Here is a 16,756-nt window from a genome sequence, read left to right on the forward strand (position 1 = left end):
AAAATCCCGCTATTATTTATTTTAAAGTGATTGGTATTATCAAACAGCTGTTTAGTGCAACCGGGCCTTTAGCGTTATCTTTAGATGGGTATACGCCCCGCCAACCACAAATTGATATGGCAGTAGCTGTTGCGGATGCATTAAAAAACAGTTCGCAATTAGTTGTTGAAGCAGGCACGGGTACGGGTAAAACATTTGCATACTTAGCCCCTGCACTTAAGTCAAAAGGGCGCACGATAATATCAACAGGTTCTAAAGCTCTACAAGAGCAGCTTTATCACCGCGATTTACCGCAACTAGTTAAAGCTTTAAGTGCTTCAAAAAAAACCGCCTTATTAAAAGGGCGCGCCAATTACCTATGCACCTACCGACTTAATCAACATGTTGCACATGTACCTACTGACGACTCTGACGTAATGCATCAACTAGCTATGGTAGCTAAGTTTGCAAGCGAAACACAATCGGGCGATTTGGCCGATTGTATAGGTATAGAAGATGATGCCAAAGTACTGCCTTATGTAAATTCAACAGCCGATAATTGTTTAGGTAAAGAGTGTCCAGATTTTCAAAGCTGTTATATACGCAAAGCACGTTTAAATGCGGCCGATGCCGATGTGGTTGTTATTAATCACCATTTGTTTTTTGCTGATATGGCTGTAAAAGAAAGTGGCTTTGCTGAACTTATGCCAAAAGCCGACGCATATATATTTGATGAAGCCCATCAGTTAAGCGAAATTGCTAGTGATTATTTTGGTGAAAGTGTAAGCACTAAAAAGTTGGTAGATTTAATTAATGATTTACGTGCTATTTATAGAGCTGAAATTCCCGATATGCTGCAACTTGGTAAAAGCTTAAACAAGCTTGAGACAAGCGTTGCTGATTTACGATTACAATTTGGTGTTGATGGCAGTCGTGGCGATTGGCGAGAAAAACTAAGCGATAAACAAATTTGCGCGGCGCTCCATCGTGTGATCAGTGATTTAGATTTTGTTTACCAAGTACTTAAACTTTGCCTAGATAGAAGCGACAAAATTGAGCATCCATTTGAACGTGCACTTGCGTTTAAAGGTCAGTTAGAGCGGGTTTTTGATACAGCCCAAACCGGCTTTAGTTATTGGTATGAAACAACGCGCCGTTATTTAACAATTAATATAACGCCATTGAATGTATCAGCTAAGTTTGCTCAAATGATGCAAGACACGGGCGCAGGATTTGTATTCACTTCTGCAACACTTTCGGTTGATAACAAACTAGAGCATTTTAATGCAAGCCTAGGTTTAAAGCCAAAACAAAGCATGATGGTAGATAGCCCATTTGATTACCCTAATCAGGCGCTGCTGTGTTTACCGCGTTACTTACCCGAATCGCACGCTGATAATATGCCGCATGCGATTGTAAAATTAACACTTGAGCTTATAAAGTCAGCGCAAGGGCGTTGTTTTGTGTTATTTACTAGCTATCGAATGATGCACTTAGTGGCCGAAGGGCTAACTACACAAATAGACTACCCAGTTTATATGCAAGGGCAAATGTCTAAGCGTATAATTTTAGAGAAATTTACTCGCCATGGTAATGCGGTATTACTGGGCACGGCTTCTTTTTGGGAAGGTGTTGATGTACGCGGCAGCACGTTAAGCTGTGTTATTATAGACAAATTGCCATTTGCAGCCCCTGACGATCCATTGCTACAAGCTAAAATGCAAGATTGCCAAATGCAGGGAAAAGACCCTTTTTCACACATACAATTACCGCAGGCTGTTATTGCGCTAAAGCAAGGTGTAGGGCGTTTAATTCGAGATAGTAAAGACAAAGGCGTACTTGTAATATGCGATAATCGCTTAGTTACACGCCAATATGGCCAAGTATTTTTGAAAAGCTTACCACCGATGCGCCGCACGCGAAGCTTAGAAGATGCCAATACATTTTTAAAACAAATTAATTAGAGTACTAAAATGATCAAAAGTAATATCCTTGCCCTTGATGCTTCAACTGAAGCACTTTCAATTGTTTTACATTACCAGGGCCAAACGTTTCATCATTTTGAAGAGTGTCCGCAGCAGCACAGCCAAAAAATACTTCCACTTGTGGATGAACTGTTAACTAAAGCAAACTGTAAATTAAAAGATTTAGACGTAATCGGTTTTGGCCAAGGGCCAGGTAGTTTCACCGGTGTACGTATTAGTGTTGCTATAGCGCAAGGTTTAGCGTATTCAACTAATTTGCCGCTTGTTGGTGTGTCTACACTGGCTACTATGGCTCAACAAACGTTTGAACAACACGGCAGCCTGAGTGTTTATCCAAGTATAGATGCGCGTATGGGGGAGATATACTTTGCACATTACCAAGCGCAAAATAATCTAATGCTTTTAGTTAACCAAGAATGCGTTATAAAACCTGATTTACTAAACAATGAGTATATAGCAACCACTGAGCCATCTGTAGCAGTGGGCACGGGCTTTAGAACCTATCCTGATGCGCTTAATGGCTTTGAAAACGTGACAATTAATACTGATATTACATTGCCTGATGCACGTTATATGTTAGCGCATGTTGAAGCCGCGTTTTTAGCGGGTGACGTTGTAAAAGCGAGTGACGCTCAACCTAAATATGTGCGCGATACGGTAACGTGGAAAAAGCTACCAGGACGTGAGTAATCATATTATTTGCAAATTGGTTGTTTTTAAATCATAATTTTATGCAATATTAAGGTTGGAGATGCGTAATGACGCTGCCTATTGGTTCAGGTTTTTTTACCGGGGATATTCCGGGTAGGGTTAGCTCTACTAAAGTTGTTACTAATAAACCACAGAGTTTATTAGACCAGCCGGCTGCTAAAAAAACAAATACCGATTACGTAAAAAACAGTGTTGAGGGTGTTGAACTGGCTAATCAGCTGTTTAAAAGCAGTGCTAAAAGCAATGAATACAGCCAAACAATTTACGACCAACCGACAGCTCAAGTAAGCAAAGCGATTTCTACTTATACTGAATTTGCTAATTTAGAACGCAGAGCAGAAGTACAAAATTTAATAGGCGTTGATATATACGCTTAACGCTTATTTAAGCGCTTTAGATAAATACAGCTATAAAATTTAATAAAAAGCCCGAACATTTGTTCGGGCTTTTTGTGTTCAAAAGTACGTAAAGCTTACTGCTTAATAAAGCCAATCAGCTTATCTGCTATATCAGTATTATTTTGTGAACCAATAAATTGCTCACTGCCTTTACCATAAGCAAATACCTGCACGTCTACAGCAGTATGTCCGCCTGTTGTCCAGCCAGTAAAGCTTGCATCGCTAATAATACTCTTAACGGCTAAATTAAGCGCTTTTTCACCCATTTTTTTAGCTTGCTCAAGTTTTATTTGGTTTTCAGTTGTAAATTCAATATTGGTGTTAGCAGTCCATACTGATTCTAAATCATCAGAATCCAGTAAAAGTTGAGTTAATTTACCAGCAGTTGCTTTAACACCTTTTACTACATCAGTTTCCCATTTGTACTGACCATGTGCGCCAAGGGTTAAACCTCCTGTAGAGTGATCTGCAGTGATGACTAAAATAGTATCTTTGTTTTTATCAACATACGCTTTTGCTTTTTCGATTGATTTAGCAAAATCATCCATCTCAGCCATTGCACAGGCAATATCGTTAGAGTGACCACACCAATCAATTTGGCTGCCTTCAATCATCACAAAAAAGCCTTCTTTGTTTTGATTATCTAATAAACCAAGTGCTTTAGACGTTAATTGAGTAAGACGAGTTGGGTTTTCATCTAAAGCAAAAGGTAAGCCTTTAGATGCGTATAAACCAATTGCAGGTATTTGTGTAATTTGCCCTAGGTTTTTAATGTCGTCGCCATATTGATAACCAGCGGCTTTAAATTCATCAACTAAATTACGGTCATCACGAATAAAGTATTTAGTACCGCCACCAAGCATTAAATCAACCGGTAATTTACCCGCAATTTTATTGTCGATGTAGTCATTGGCAATGTCATTATAATTATTACGTGATTCATTATGCGCCGCAAAACTTGCTGGAGTTGCGTGGTTAATTTGTGAAGTTGCTACAAGCGCTGTTGTCATACCGCGCTCTTTTGCTATTTCAAGCATGGTTTTAACTGACTTTTTGTCTGTATCTACTGCAATTGCGCCATTGTAACTTTTATGACCGCTACTGAGTGCTGTAGCACCTGCTGCGCTGTCTGTCACATAAGTATGGTCATCAGGGTAGGTACGAGCCATACCCTTTAAAATAGTGTCAAAAACCGTGCCTTCTACTTCTTTTGTTGCAGGGTCATCTTTAAAATAGCGATAAGCCGTGGTGTAAGCCGGACCCATGCCGTCACCAATCATATAAATTACATTTTTAGGTGCTGATTCTGCGTAAGCACCAGAAGCGGTGCATAAAAGCGCTAATAAGCTGATCTGTTTTTTCATGGTTGTGTACCTTATGAGTGTACCTTATTTAATAGCCGCTGATATTGTATACAGATAGTATGATAAATAAATGAATATCTAAGATATTTATAATTTGGGGTTATATAAATAGAATTGTAGTTAACGCTGTTAGTTCTATTTATTTAAATTATACTGGTTATAGCTTAACTACATATAATGTTATCACCTTTTAATTGTTTAAAAGGTATACAAAGCAAACATATTTAAAAAGATCAGCTTATTTTTTTTGTAATTAAACTTATGATATTGTTTAAATTTTATTTTATATTTTTTGCTTTCTTTAGATCATCAAGATAATTAAATAGCGAATTTGGCACTATTTTCTCGGTTAGTGGTCTGACAACTTGTATGCTATAAATAATGATGCTCTAAATTAATAAAGGACTTGCCGTGCAGCCATTTAATATTGAAACCAATAACTTGAATATTCATGGCTTAAAAGTAGGTTCTGGGGATGAAATAGTAATAGCGTTGCATGGTTGGTTAGATAACTGCCACAGTTTTATGCCAATGTTAAGTAAAGCTAAGCCAAAGCACACTTGGTACTGTATTGATTTTGTTGGGCATGGTTTATCATCTTGGCGAAGTGATGATGCACATTATTATTTTGTTGATTATATTGATGATGTGTACCAACTTATTAATGCGCTTGGTGTTAAAAAAGTTCATTTAGTTGGGCATTCGATGGGAGCCATGGTTGCAGGGCTTTTTGCTAGTTGCTTTGGTGATTATGTAAAATCTGTTACCTTTATTGAGGGGATTGGGTGTGTTACAACTCCTAGCGAAGGCGTATGTGAACAGCTAAAAAGTGCAGTATTAAATAGAGCGCGTTTAAAAAATAAGAAGCAGAGAGTTTATAAATCGAAAGAGCTTATTTATGAAGCACGTGCTCAAACAACCGATTTGAATAGTGAGCTTATTGCTCTTTTAATGCAGCGAAATATAAAATCGGTTTTAGATGGTTATACATTAACAACTGATCCAAAGCTTAAAAATCACTCAGGTTTTAGGTTTGATGAGGCGCAATGTATTGGTGCAATAAAAGATTTAATTGCACCGTGTCAATTAATTTTAGGTAACGAAGGTTATTCGTTTGTAAAACAAAATCTGGCAAAGTATATTAGTTATTACAATAGCTTAAAGGTAATTAATGTAGATGGTGGGCACCACTGTCATATGCAAAGTAGTGAACTTTGTTTTAAGCATATTCAAGACTTTATGCTGCAAAATGGTGCATGTTAATTGTAAGTTTACGTAAAATGTGGGATTATTCCTCCATTAGAGTATTTGCTCAATTGTTAAAGCGCCTTACTTAGATTAAGGTTAATAAAAATATAATTATAAACAGGGGCTAAGAGTGGAAAAAATCTGGCTTAAGCGCTACCCAGAGGGTATGCCTGAAACAATCGATCCTGAGCATTACAACTCGTTACTCGAAGTGTTCGAAAAAAGTTTTACTGACTACACCGATTTACCTGCATTTACTAATATGGGTAAAACGCTGTCTTATAGCGAAATAGATACAGCAACAAAAAAAGTTGCTTCCTACATTCAAAATGATTTAGGTCTTAAAAAAGGCGACAAAGTTGCCGTAATGATGCCTAACTTACTACAAACGCCAGTCACCATTTTAGGTATTTTACGTGCAGGTTGTGTGGTTGTAAATGTTAACCCACTTTACACTGTGCGTGAATTAGAGCATCAGCTAAAGGATTCTGACACTACCGCTATTTTCATTTTAGCAAACTTTGCTGACACACTTGAAAAGTCACTTGCACACACTGATGTTAAACACATTGTAGTAACGCAAGTAGGCGACATGGTTGGTGGGCTTAAAAAGCACATAGTTAACTTTGTTGTGAAGCACATTAAAAAAATGGTGCCAAAGTTCAACTTACCAAACACAATTAACTTTTCAGACGTTTTAGCTGCAGACGAAACTAAATATACACGTCCTGAAATGAGCTTGTCCGATCTTGCTTTTTTACAGTACACCGGTGGTACAACAGGTGTATCAAAAGGGGCAATGCTGAGCCATGGCAATATGGTTGGTAACCTTGAGCAAGTTTCAGGCTGTTTAGACAAAGTGTTAAATCGTGGTACAGAAGTTGTTGTTACTGCTTTACCGCTTTATCATATATTTGCTTTAACAGCTAACTGCCTGACGTTTATGAAGTACGGTGGTTTAAATATATTAATCACAAATCCACGAGATATGCCTGGGTTTGTTAAAGAGCTAGGTCAGCATAAATTTACAGCTATTACTGGTGTTAATACGTTATTCAATGGTTTATTAAACACACCAGGTTTTGCTGAGCTTGATTTCAGTCATTTAAAAATGTCACTTGGTGGCGGTATGGCCGTGCAACGTCCTGTTGCTGAAAAATGGCAAAAAGTGACTGGCTCAAAATTAATGGAAGGCTATGGCCTTACAGAATGTTCTCCATTAGTAACTATTAGTCCTTATGATTTAGAAGCATACAACGGCTCTATTGGTTTACCTGCGCCTAATACTGAAATTAAGCTAATACTTGATAACGGTGAAGAAGCCGCTAAAGGTGAACCGGGTGAAATGTGTGTGAAAGGCCCGCAGGTTATGGTGGGCTATTACAAGCGACCAGATGCAACAGCTGAATGTTTAAAAGATGGCTGGTTTGCAACAGGTGATATTGCAACTTATGACGATGAAGGTTTCTTCTTTATTGTAGATCGCAAAAAAGACATGATCATTGTATCTGGCTTTAATGTTTTCCCTAATGAGATAGAAGAGGTAGTGGCTATGCACGAAGGTGTGCTTGAAGTTGCTGCTATTGGTATTCCTCACGATGTAAGTGGTGAACAAGTTAAAGTTTTTGTTGTTAAAAAAGACCCTTCTTTAACTGAAAAAGATATAATAAGTCACTGTCGTGATAATTTAACTAATTACAAGGTCCCAAAACTGGTAGAGTTTAGGGATGAGTTACCTAAAACTAACGTAGGTAAAATACTCCGAAGAGCCTTGAAAGATTAGCAACCTATAAAAAAGCCGACATATGTCGGCTTTTTTATTGTAGGAGATTAAGTGCAATACCAATTGATCGAAACCCAAAATCAACTGAACACTTTTGTTGAACAAATAAAAAATAAGCCTATTTTAGCTATTGATACTGAGTTTATGCGTCGTCGCACTTTGTATCCAGAAGTTGCACTTATCCAAGTTTTTGATGGTGAGCATTTAGCGCTTATCGATCCGTTAGCTGAGCTCTCATTATTCGATTTTTGGGAAATACTAAAAGATCCTAGTGTTTTAAAAGTACTGCATTCTCCTTCAGAAGATATTGAGGTTTTTCAAAAATACGCAGGCTTTGTTCCATCCCCACTTTTTGATACACAATTTGCGTTGCAGTTACTTGGGGAAGGTAACTGTATGGGCTTTGCCCTTATGGTAAAAGAGTTGCAAGGTATTGAAATAGATAAAAGTGAGTCACGCACCAACTGGCTGCAACGTCCGTTAACTAAAAAACAGTTAGATTATGCTGCTGCAGATACTTTTTATTTATTGCCGTGTTTCGAGCTGATTATAGAGCGTATTAATGCCGCTGGGTTCTTTGACATTGTAATAAACGAGAGTGAGCTGATAGCTAAAAAACGTGCATTTCAAACACCAGACGAGCTTTTATATAAAGATATTAAAAATGCATGGCAACTCAAACCGCACGAACTCGCGGTTTTAAAAGAACTTGCTGTATGGCGCAGAAACAAAGCCATTAAGAAAAATTTAGCGCTAAATTTTGTGTTAAAAGAACATAACATGACTGAAATTGCCAAACGTGGTCCTTCAAGTTTAAATGCTCTACGTCAAATTCCAGGAGTTGAAGCTATTGAAGTTAATCGCTCTGGTGTAGATATAATCAAGTGTATTGAAGTTGCCAAAGCAGTACCAGATGCTGAGCATCCTGAAGTACTTAAGCGCTTAATTGATTTTCCTACTTATAAGAAAGTAGCCAAAGATATTAAACAAAAGATCACTAAAGTCGCTAAAGAGCACAATATACCAGAAGACGTTATGGCCTCTAAAAAGCAAATTAATCAATTGATTAGTTGGAATTGGAAGTTAACTAATGAGCAAAAACAAAGTCATATAAAACCTGATTTATTAAGCTCTTGGCGTTATACCTATGTTAAAGACGCTTTAAAAGAATGGGATACTTAAGACTAGATATTTTTTTACTGTGTAATACATATACCAATCCGCAATAATACTTAATCATTTTGCGGCGCTAAACGTGTCGTTACCTGTGTTAAAAAAATCTCATTTAGAACAACTAAATAGCGATTTTTTTGCCTAGCTATCAACACGTTTTTCCATCCTCAAAATAGATCACTTAATTAAGCGAATTGGTATTATCTATAATTTTTGTGTTACATAGTGAAAAAGTTTTAGTTGCATGCAAGGGATTAAAACGTAGATATTTAGAAAGTTATTACAAAGTAAAAGAAAATAAAGAGGGCGCTTATAAAGCGCCCTTTCTTCAATTACTTCTTTTCTTCATCAGGTAGTGTAACGTTTAGCTCAAGTACGGCTAAATCGTCTTCGTTTTGATCAAACTGAACCTGAACTGCATCGGTACTTACGTTCACGTATTTACGGATCACATCTAAAATATCTTGTTTTAATTGTGGTAAGTAATCCGGTGTTCCTCGTTGAGAACGCTCGTGCGCGACAATGATCTGCAATCGCTCTTTTGCTAGTGACGCACTGTTTTTCTTTTCTGAGCGGAAGTAGTCAAGTAAAGACACGTTAACCTCCAAAAATCCGTTTAAATAAGCCTTTTTTCTCAACGTCTAAGAAGCGAAAATCGACGGTTTCACCTAGTAAGCGGTTAATTGCATCAGAATAAGCTTGGCCTGCATCAGATTCTGTATCCAATATAACAGGTTGGCCTGAGTTTGAAGCACTTAATACCGCTTGCGATTCAGGAATAACCCCTAATAATGGGATTGACAGAATATCTTGCACATCTTCTACCGATAGCATTTCACCTTTTTCAACACGACCAGGGTTATAGCGTGTTAATAGTAAGTGTTCTTTAATATTTTCTAGGCCTTCTTCAGCACGTTTTGATTTGCTGTGTAAAATACCTAAAATACGATCTGAATCTCGAACTGACGACACTTCTGGGTTTGTTGTAACAATTGCTTCATCAGCAAAGTACATCGCCATCATAGCGCCAGCTTCAATACCTGCTGGTGAATCACATACTATGTAATCAAAGTCTTCTTTTAGTTCATTTAGTACGCGTTCAACACCTTCACGTGTTAAAGCATCTTTATCACGAGTTTGTGAAGCAGGTAGTAAAAATAATTTATCTACACGTTTATCTTTAATAAGCGCTTGGTTAAGGTTTGCCTCACCATTAATTACATTTACAAAGTCATAAACAACGCGGCGTTCACAACCCATAATTAAATCTAAGTTACGTAAACCAATATCAAAGTCGATAATAACTGTTTTATAGCCTTTTAACGCTAAGCCTGTGCCAATTGCAGCACTTGATGTTGTTTTACCAACACCGCCTTTACCTGAGGTAACGACAATTACTTTTGCCATGAGATTTATCCTTTAACCAAAGCTGAAATTTCTAATGATTCGTCTTTTTGTTGTATTTGCACTGCATTTCCCCAATGTTCACCTTGTAGCGAATCACTGATCCAGTAGTTACCATCTATTGAAACCAGCTCGGCTTCAAGTTTTTGGCAAAAAATGTGTGCTTCTTTAAAACCTTTTGCGCCTGCAATAGCGCGACCGCGTAACGTGCCATAAATATGCACATTCCCATCGGCAATGACTTCCGCACCATGACTAACTGCGCCAAGTACTATCAAATCTCTATCTTTTGCATAAACTTGTTGTCCAGAGCGAACTGTACCGCTGATAATTTGCGCCGGTAAATGCACCGTTTTTTCTACAATCGATGTATTGGGCTCTTGTTTAACAGGTTCGCTCTTAACGTCTTGTGAATAATTTAAAACAGATAAGCCAGCGGCCTTTGCTTGAGTATGTTGCTCATCTGAGCCATTACACACACCAACCGCATTAAAACTCATTCGCTCGATTAATGATTTTAAGTGAACAAAATCAAGTGAACTGTTTTTAATTTCTATTAAATTAACGACAATAGGCGCCCCCTCAAAAAACTTAGGGGCCTGGGCTATTTTTACATACAGTTGTTCTGCTAAAAGGTTTATATCAGTACTATAAAGATGCAAAACTGATAACGTAAAAAGATTCCCTTTTAACTCAAAAATTTGGTCCGACATACACGCTCAATTGATTTGTCTGATTAGAAATTAATTTTAGATAAACGTAGGCTGAATAGGGCCTTTATTGAAATTTCTAATCTAATTTTTCTAACTTATTATTACTCTCATGTTATAGTGTGCGGCATTGTTAAGCAAGAATTTATAGGGCCATAATGCTCACTGCAGTATATAAAAGTAAGAAAAAAGCGGATACGTTCTTATTTGTTGAAAAAAGAGATGATTTTAGTAAAGTTCCGGAACCTTTGATGACCATGTTTGGTCAACCTGTTTATGTGATGATCATCAATTTAGCAAAACGTGAGCATTTGGGTGGGGCAGATTTAGAAACTGTAAAAGCAGCGTTATCAAATCCTGATAAAGGCTACTACTTACAAATTCCACCACCTGAGCAAAATTTGCTAAGCCAATTACGAAAAGACAATGGAGTTGATAGTGATTAAAAAACTTATCGTTATATTATGTGGTGTATGTTTAAGCTCACCTGTTATGGCAAAAACTCAGGCTGAATTTCAAGATTATTTAGCGAGTTTAAAGCAAGAAGCTATCGCAAAAGGTTACGAAGCCAAACTTATTGACGATGCGTTTGCAACAGCAACGTATAAAGAAAAAGTGGTTTCGGCTGACAAAAACCAGCCAGAAGTAAAAGAAACCCTTGAAACGTATTTACCAAAACGTGTACCACAATGGAAAATTGACCGTGCACGTAAGCTTTACGCAGAAAACAAAGAGGTACTTGAAAAAGTAGCGAAAGAGTTTGGCGTACAAGCACGCTTTATAGTCGCGCTTTGGGGGCTTGAAAGTAACTTTGGTACAATTCAAGGCGGTCATAACGTTATTTCATCATTAGTGACACTTGCTTTTGATGGACGCCGAGAAGCACTTTATAAGCGCCAACTTTGGGCTGCACTGGATATTTTAAAGTCGGGCCACATAACGCTTGATAAATTTAAGGGCTCTTGGGCAGGCGCAATGGGGCAAACGCAATTCATGCCTACCTCTTTTAATGCTTATGCGGTTGATTACAATAACGATGGTCGTAAAGATATTTGGACTACAAAAGAAGATGCTTTTGCCTCAATTGCTAATTATCTAAAGCAAGAAGGCTGGAACGACTCTCTTACGTGGGGTCGCCAAGTTCAGTTACCTGAAAACTTTGATAGTAAATACGTTTTAGTGCGTGGTACAAAAACTCGCAAGCAGTGGTTAGAATATTGGAACGACTCAGAGCGCTCATTAGCTGATTGGCAAGCACTGGGTGTTCGTAAAGCTGATGGTTCTGATTTACCTAATGTAGACGTACGTGCTGCGCTGGTTATGCCTGATGATATAAATGGCCGTATGTACTTAGCGTACGATAACTACAAAGTGTTTATGCATTGGAATCGCTCGTATTACTTTGCTACTAGTGTAGGTTACTTGTCGGATAGAATTGGTTATCCAAAAATCTAATTTTTAAAATATACCTATAAATAAAGCCGCAATTGCGGCTTTATTCTTTTTTGAATATCTTTTCTTTTAGGTCAATAACTTTACCAATTCCAGAACCTAGCTTCATTAGCTTATTAAGTTGCTCTGGCGTTAAACGCTGTAGTTCTGATGACCATTTAGTGACGGTTTCAAGTAGGTTGTGAATCTCACCCATTTGTTTTTGTGCGTAAAGTTCATCGTCGTTACTGGCTTCGTCTAATAAGTTATCGCGTAGTAGCGTTAAGGTGGGCTCAATTTCGCGTTTTTTACGTTCTTCAAATACGCGATTTGCCATATCCCAAATATCGCCAGCAGGGGCGTAGTACTCTTTACGATCGCCAGGAATATGCTGTACTTTAATTAACTGCCACGATTGCAGCTCTTTAATGCCCATACTTACATTACCGCGAGAAATACTAAGTGCATCTGCAATCTCATTAGCTGTCATTGGGTTTTTAGTAATAATCAGCAAACCACACATTTGTCCGATCGTACGATTGAATCCCCAGCGGCTGCCCATCTCACCACAATGCATTACAAAGGCAAAATTCTTTTCGGATAAACTCATAGCTTAGTAACTTTCAGTAATTTCAGAAAGTAAATGCTAGCACGCTCATTATGGATAGCAAGTTCTTAGCAGGCTTATAGGTTAATTTAAATGACTAAAATATGATTTAGATTAATATTTATACATCTATATTGGGATATGTTGTATACAACAATACGTAAATAAATCCTTATTTTTAATTTTTTTTCACATACGATGGAATGACTATGAAAGCTGCAATTAATACTCAATACAAAGGTAAATTAGAAATAACAGACCTACCAATTCCTGAGGTGGGAATAAACGATGTTTTAGTAAAAATAGCGGCCTGTGGTGTTTGCCATACAGATTTACATGCCTGTCATGGGGATTGGCCAGTAAAACCAAAAATGCCATTAGTACCAGGGCACGAAGGTGTCGGTGTTATCGAAAAAGTCGGAAGCAACATTAAGCACTTAGAAGTTGGCGATAGAGTGGGTATTCCTTGGCTCTATAGTGCATGTGGGCACTGTGAGTTTTGCCTAGATGGTAAAGAAACACTGTGTTTATCGCAGCACAATACTGGCTATTCTATTGATGGTAGTTATGCAGAATATTGTTTGGCTCACGGTGATTACGTTGTAAAAATACCTGAGGGATTAGGCTTTTCTGAAGCTGCTCCATTATTTTGTGCAGGTGTTACAACCTATAAAGCATTAAAAGTATCTGGTGCTAAACCAGGGCAGTGGGTTGCTATTGTTGGTGTGGGTGGTCTCGGGCACTTGGCCGTGCAATATGCTAAAGCAATGGGTTTTAATGTAATAGCTGTTGATACAGGTAAAGAAAAACTCGCGCTTGCTAAAGAGCTAGGCGCAGATATCACCCTCGATTTTAAAGAGGTGGTTCCAAGCGAAGCTATTTTTGAACAAGTAGGTGGCGCGCATGGTGTTGTGTGTACTGCGGTGTCTAAAGCGGGGTTTGAACAAGCCTATAAAAGTGTACGCCGTGGCGGTAAATGCGTATTAGTGGGATTACCTGCAGAGGATATGCCACTTCCTATTTTTGATACTGTCCTTAATGGTGTGTCAGTAGTGGGCTCTATTGTTGGTACGCGTAAAGATTTGCAAGAATGCTTGGAATTTGCCGCTCAAGGTAAAGTAAAAGCAATTATTGAAGAAAAGCGTTTAGAGGACATTAACGAAATTTTTGATGATATGCTCAAAGGTGAAATTAACGGTCGCATAGTGGTTACTATTTAATTTAGATTAAGCGTTTATAAAACACAAAAAAGCACGGCTTCTAAATTAGATAACCGTGCTTTTTAAGTATTTAACTAACCTGAGCTCTGCTTGAGATAGATTTATTATCCAAAGTTCAGGTTAACAAGTTAAAGAGTGTAACTAAAACTTAGTTTTGCATTACGCTCTTCCCCTGGCATACCACCTAAAAACATCGCTTTTGAATAATACTTTTTGTTGAACAAATTATTTAAGTTTAACTGCATATGCCATTTATCAGTTGTATACGATACAGCTGTATCGTAAGTCGTATAACTTGGTACATAACCATCAGGAATCGAGAATGAACTTGAATTAGTACTTCTGTTATCTACAAATGTAATACCACCACTTATATTTACAGCTTCAGGTAAATTAAACATATCTGCGTAGTAGGTTACCCACGTACTTGCTGTTACGTAAGGCACACCTTTTTGGCGTGTGTCGTAACTACTGCTGTTAGGATTACTTTTGTCACGTGCATCTTGATAAATACCATTTACGTTTACTTTCCATTTATCGTTCAAGTAAGCATTTAAATCAAGCTCAACACCTTTTGTTTGCTCTTTACCATCATAATAGCTTTCAGGTACATCTGAGCCTGATGTTAATGCGTCATAAAGCGGGTTTGCGTATTCTAAATTAGTACGAGAGCTTTCAAATATAACAACAGATGCGAGTAGTTGGTCATCAAATGCTTTAAATCTAAAGCCTAGGTCGTTACTTATAGACTCTGAATCTTCTCGGTCAGCTTCATTACCTGCCACAGAGCCTAATACACTATACGCTGTACGACCTTTTGAATGATTTACAAATACAGATAAATCTTCAGATGGCTGATACGTTGCCCCCAGGTTATACGTTAAGCCAGAATCTGATGTACTCGCTTCAGGTGTTGGCTCTGCACGGCTAGAACTGTAACGCTCATCAACACCAAAGTGCTCGTAAGTTTGTTCAATTCGGTTATATGCCACACCAATACGCGTTGTAAGTTCTTCAGTTATGTAACCAACATGTTGAATGCCTAAGCCCCATGCTTGTACTTTTTTATTGTAGTCACTTGTTTTAAGCGGATCGTAATCTTCAAAGTTACCGGTTGGCCAATTTGGTTCTCTTATATCGTAAATATACGGCAAAGAACCTTGGTACGTTACATCACCATCATTGTTTGTGAGTACGTAATCTTGATCCCATATTGAGAATTGTTTAAAACGAATATCTCTATCTTCGTAGTTGGCGTTAACTAGTAATTCGTTATCTACGTCGCCTAACATAAAGTCATAACGTAAATCTAAGAAGTACTGCCATGATTTTTCATCTGCTTCTACTTGGCGGTATTCTTGGCGGCGTGCAGCATACGGGTAAAGTACACCGTCTTCAACTAATGGAGCACGAGGGTCGTTATTGATAATTCCATCGCGTGTTGAATAGACGTAGTTATATGCCCCTGTTTGGCGCGCAAAACTTGATGTGTAGTTACGGTACTGTAGCTGCTGGTTTAAAAATAAATCGTCAGTAATGTAATAGTTATGCGTTAATTTAAAACGCAGCTCTTCACCTTCGTTAGCATCAGCCATTGGTGAAATAATACCATTTGTGCCAAAGCTATAAGGTGTTAAGCCATCAGATGCTGATAATGAATTAGCAAGTTGGTCGCGTTGTGCATCACTTAACTGTACGCCGCTTCCTGTTGGATCGTTTACTAAATCGGCACCGGTTACTTCACCCGCGCTTAAACCGTTTGCAGTTTCTGCATTGTAAATACGAATAGGGTGACCAATAGAATCAACCGCTATTTCATCTTTTATATAGGCTGCAGAAAGCATGATGTTTTGTCTGTCATTAAGCACGTATTTAAGCGAGGTATAAATTTCGTCGCGATCTTCTTTTAAATCGCGAAATCCGTCACTTGACGCTGTTTTAGCCATAACACGATAAGCTAAATCATCTGTTATAGCGTTAGTGCTATCAAACGATAATGAATAGCTATCCCACTGGCCAAGCTCAGCCGATACTTTGTGTTTTTCTTCAAACTCTGGTTTTTTTTCAATTAGGTTTATTACGCCACCTGCGCTACCAATGCCATATAAACCTGTTGCAGGGCCTTTTAAAACCTCAACAGATTCAACATTTGTAAGTGAACGAGTTGGGTTAAATGTATTACCCAGGCCTGCACCACCATACATACCATCGTAGGTGTAGTTTGCATCTAAACCACGAATTACTAAGTTATCACCAATACCGTAATTATTACCTGCTTGTGTTAAGCCACTTACGTTTCTAACTAAATCTTGTAAGCTATCTACACCTTGAGATTCAATCAGTTCTCGGTCAATAATTACAACCGGTGCAGGTGTTTCCATTAAAGACATGTCTGATTTAGTAGCAAGACCAGAGCTCATCACCACGCGGTTTTGCTTTTCGTATACGCTGATGCGTTCAATATCAGCATCAACTTGTGTATTTTGGGCAAATGCCATATTTGCATTTAAACAAGCAAGAGTAATAAGAGAGTACTTAAACGTTTTCATAGAGTGATAACTATTCGCGTTATTGAATTTGCGCGAATGATAATGGTTATTGTTTTTAAAGTGAATAGAAAGTTCATTTTATTTGATTAAATAAAACTGTTCGGATAATTAATAGACAAAAGCGAGTCTGATAAGGGGGGCGGTGTCCCTTTTATGGCATATTCAATATGGTTGAGAGTTTTATTAAGGCTGAG

The 16,756-nt window shown here is 37.9% G+C and carries 15 protein-coding genes; 9 read left to right on the forward strand and 6 right to left on the reverse strand.

Going from position 1 to position 16,756, the window contains the following annotated elements; all coding sequences use genetic code 11:
• The first annotated feature begins 26 nt into the window (after nt 1-26).
• The 3 genes from QMA08_RS07120 (at nt 27) to QMA08_RS07130 (ending at nt 3,052) form a co-directional block, all read left to right on the forward strand.
• The gene (locus QMA08_RS07120) at nt 27-1,943 is read left to right on the forward strand and encodes an ATP-dependent DNA helicase (protein ID WP_290174042.1); all 1,917 of its coding nucleotides are present in this window, start codon (nt 27-29) and stop codon (nt 1,941-1,943) included.
• A gap of 9 nt (nt 1,944-1,952) precedes the next feature.
• Nucleotides 1,953-2,654 (forward strand): tRNA (adenosine(37)-N6)-threonylcarbamoyltransferase complex dimerization subunit type 1 TsaB, encoded by a 702-nt coding sequence (gene tsaB / locus QMA08_RS07125; RefSeq protein ID WP_290174043.1) that lies wholly within the window; start codon nt 1,953-1,955, stop codon nt 2,652-2,654.
• A gap of 68 nt (nt 2,655-2,722) precedes the next feature.
• Nucleotides 2,723-3,052, forward strand: coding sequence for a hypothetical protein (locus QMA08_RS07130; RefSeq protein WP_193226942.1), 330 nt, complete (start codon nt 2,723-2,725; stop codon nt 3,050-3,052).
• A 95-nt stretch (nt 3,053-3,147) separates the two neighbouring features.
• Here QMA08_RS07130 and QMA08_RS07135 read toward each other — a convergent pair whose 3' ends face one another.
• On the reverse strand, nt 3,148-4,437 hold the full coding sequence (locus tag QMA08_RS07135) for an alkaline phosphatase (RefSeq protein ID WP_039487709.1): 1,290 nt from the start codon (nt 4,435-4,437) through the stop codon (nt 3,148-3,150).
• A gap of 411 nt (nt 4,438-4,848) precedes the next feature.
• On the opposite strand from QMA08_RS07135, the gene QMA08_RS07140 reads away from it, so the two are divergent.
• From QMA08_RS07140 to rnd, 3 genes are all read left to right on the forward strand, one after another.
• Complete coding sequence (locus tag QMA08_RS07140) at nt 4,849-5,700, forward strand: alpha/beta hydrolase (RefSeq protein ID WP_290174044.1); 852 nt, start codon at nt 4,849-4,851, stop codon at nt 5,698-5,700.
• Nucleotides 5,701-5,815: 115 nt separating this feature from the next.
• Nucleotides 5,816-7,468, forward strand: coding sequence for a long-chain-fatty-acid--CoA ligase FadD (fadD, locus tag QMA08_RS07145; RefSeq protein WP_002960239.1), 1,653 nt, complete (start codon nt 5,816-5,818; stop codon nt 7,466-7,468).
• Between the two features lie 51 nt (nt 7,469-7,519).
• On the forward strand, nt 7,520-8,650 hold the full coding sequence (gene rnd / locus QMA08_RS07150) for a ribonuclease D (RefSeq protein WP_165723876.1): 1,131 nt from the start codon (nt 7,520-7,522) through the stop codon (nt 8,648-8,650).
• Between the two features lie 323 nt (nt 8,651-8,973).
• On the opposite strand, the gene minE is transcribed toward rnd, so the two are convergent.
• From minE to minC, 3 genes are read right to left on the reverse strand one after another with little or no spacing between them, the layout of a single operon-like run.
• On the reverse strand, nt 8,974-9,237 hold the full coding sequence (minE, locus tag QMA08_RS07155) for a cell division topological specificity factor MinE (RefSeq protein WP_004334706.1): 264 nt from the start codon (nt 9,235-9,237) through the stop codon (nt 8,974-8,976).
• A 1-nt stretch (nt 9,238) separates the two neighbouring features.
• Nucleotides 9,239-10,048 (reverse strand): septum site-determining protein MinD, encoded by an 810-nt coding sequence (gene minD, locus QMA08_RS07160; RefSeq protein ID WP_004334708.1) that lies wholly within the window; start codon nt 10,046-10,048, stop codon nt 9,239-9,241.
• A 5-nt stretch (nt 10,049-10,053) separates the two neighbouring features.
• Nucleotides 10,054-10,758 carry a septum site-determining protein MinC gene (gene minC / locus QMA08_RS07165; RefSeq protein WP_024596847.1) on the reverse strand — a complete coding sequence of 235 codons (705 nt, stop codon included), beginning with the start codon at nt 10,756-10,758 and terminating at the stop codon, nt 10,054-10,056.
• Nucleotides 10,759-10,913: 155 nt separating this feature from the next.
• On the opposite strand from minC, the gene QMA08_RS07170 reads away from it, so the two are divergent.
• Nucleotides 10,914-11,201, forward strand: a complete 288-nt coding sequence (locus QMA08_RS07170; protein WP_008134235.1) for a YcgL domain-containing protein — start codon at nt 10,914-10,916, stop codon at nt 11,199-11,201.
• Nucleotides 11,194-12,210: a lytic murein transglycosylase gene (locus QMA08_RS07175; RefSeq protein WP_182193884.1), complete on the forward strand. Its 1,017-nt coding sequence runs from the start codon at nt 11,194-11,196 to the stop codon at nt 12,208-12,210. Before QMA08_RS07170 ends, QMA08_RS07175 begins: the two co-directional genes overlap by 8 nt.
• 40 nt (nt 12,211-12,250) lie before the next feature.
• On the opposite strand, the gene QMA08_RS07180 is transcribed toward QMA08_RS07175, so the two are convergent.
• The gene (locus tag QMA08_RS07180) at nt 12,251-12,796 is read right to left on the reverse strand and encodes a MarR family transcriptional regulator (RefSeq protein ID WP_024596846.1); all 546 of its coding nucleotides are present in this window, start codon (nt 12,794-12,796) and stop codon (nt 12,251-12,253) included.
• 206 nt (nt 12,797-13,002) lie between these two features.
• On the opposite strand from QMA08_RS07180, the gene adhP reads away from it, so the two are divergent.
• Nucleotides 13,003-14,013: an alcohol dehydrogenase AdhP gene (gene adhP / locus QMA08_RS07185; protein WP_039487721.1), complete on the forward strand. Its 1,011-nt coding sequence runs from the start codon at nt 13,003-13,005 to the stop codon at nt 14,011-14,013.
• 128 nt (nt 14,014-14,141) lie between these two features.
• Here adhP and QMA08_RS07190 read toward each other — a convergent pair whose 3' ends face one another.
• The gene (locus QMA08_RS07190; RefSeq protein WP_182716652.1) at nt 14,142-16,562 is read right to left on the reverse strand and encodes a TonB-dependent receptor; all 2,421 of its coding nucleotides are present in this window, start codon (nt 16,560-16,562) and stop codon (nt 14,142-14,144) included.
• Between the last annotated feature and the right edge of the window lie 194 nt (nt 16,563-16,756).

It is taken from the genome of Pseudoalteromonas sp. APC 3355, from assembly GCF_030407615.1.
In the GTDB taxonomy this organism is placed as follows: domain Bacteria; phylum Pseudomonadota; class Gammaproteobacteria; order Enterobacterales; family Alteromonadaceae; genus Pseudoalteromonas; species Pseudoalteromonas distincta.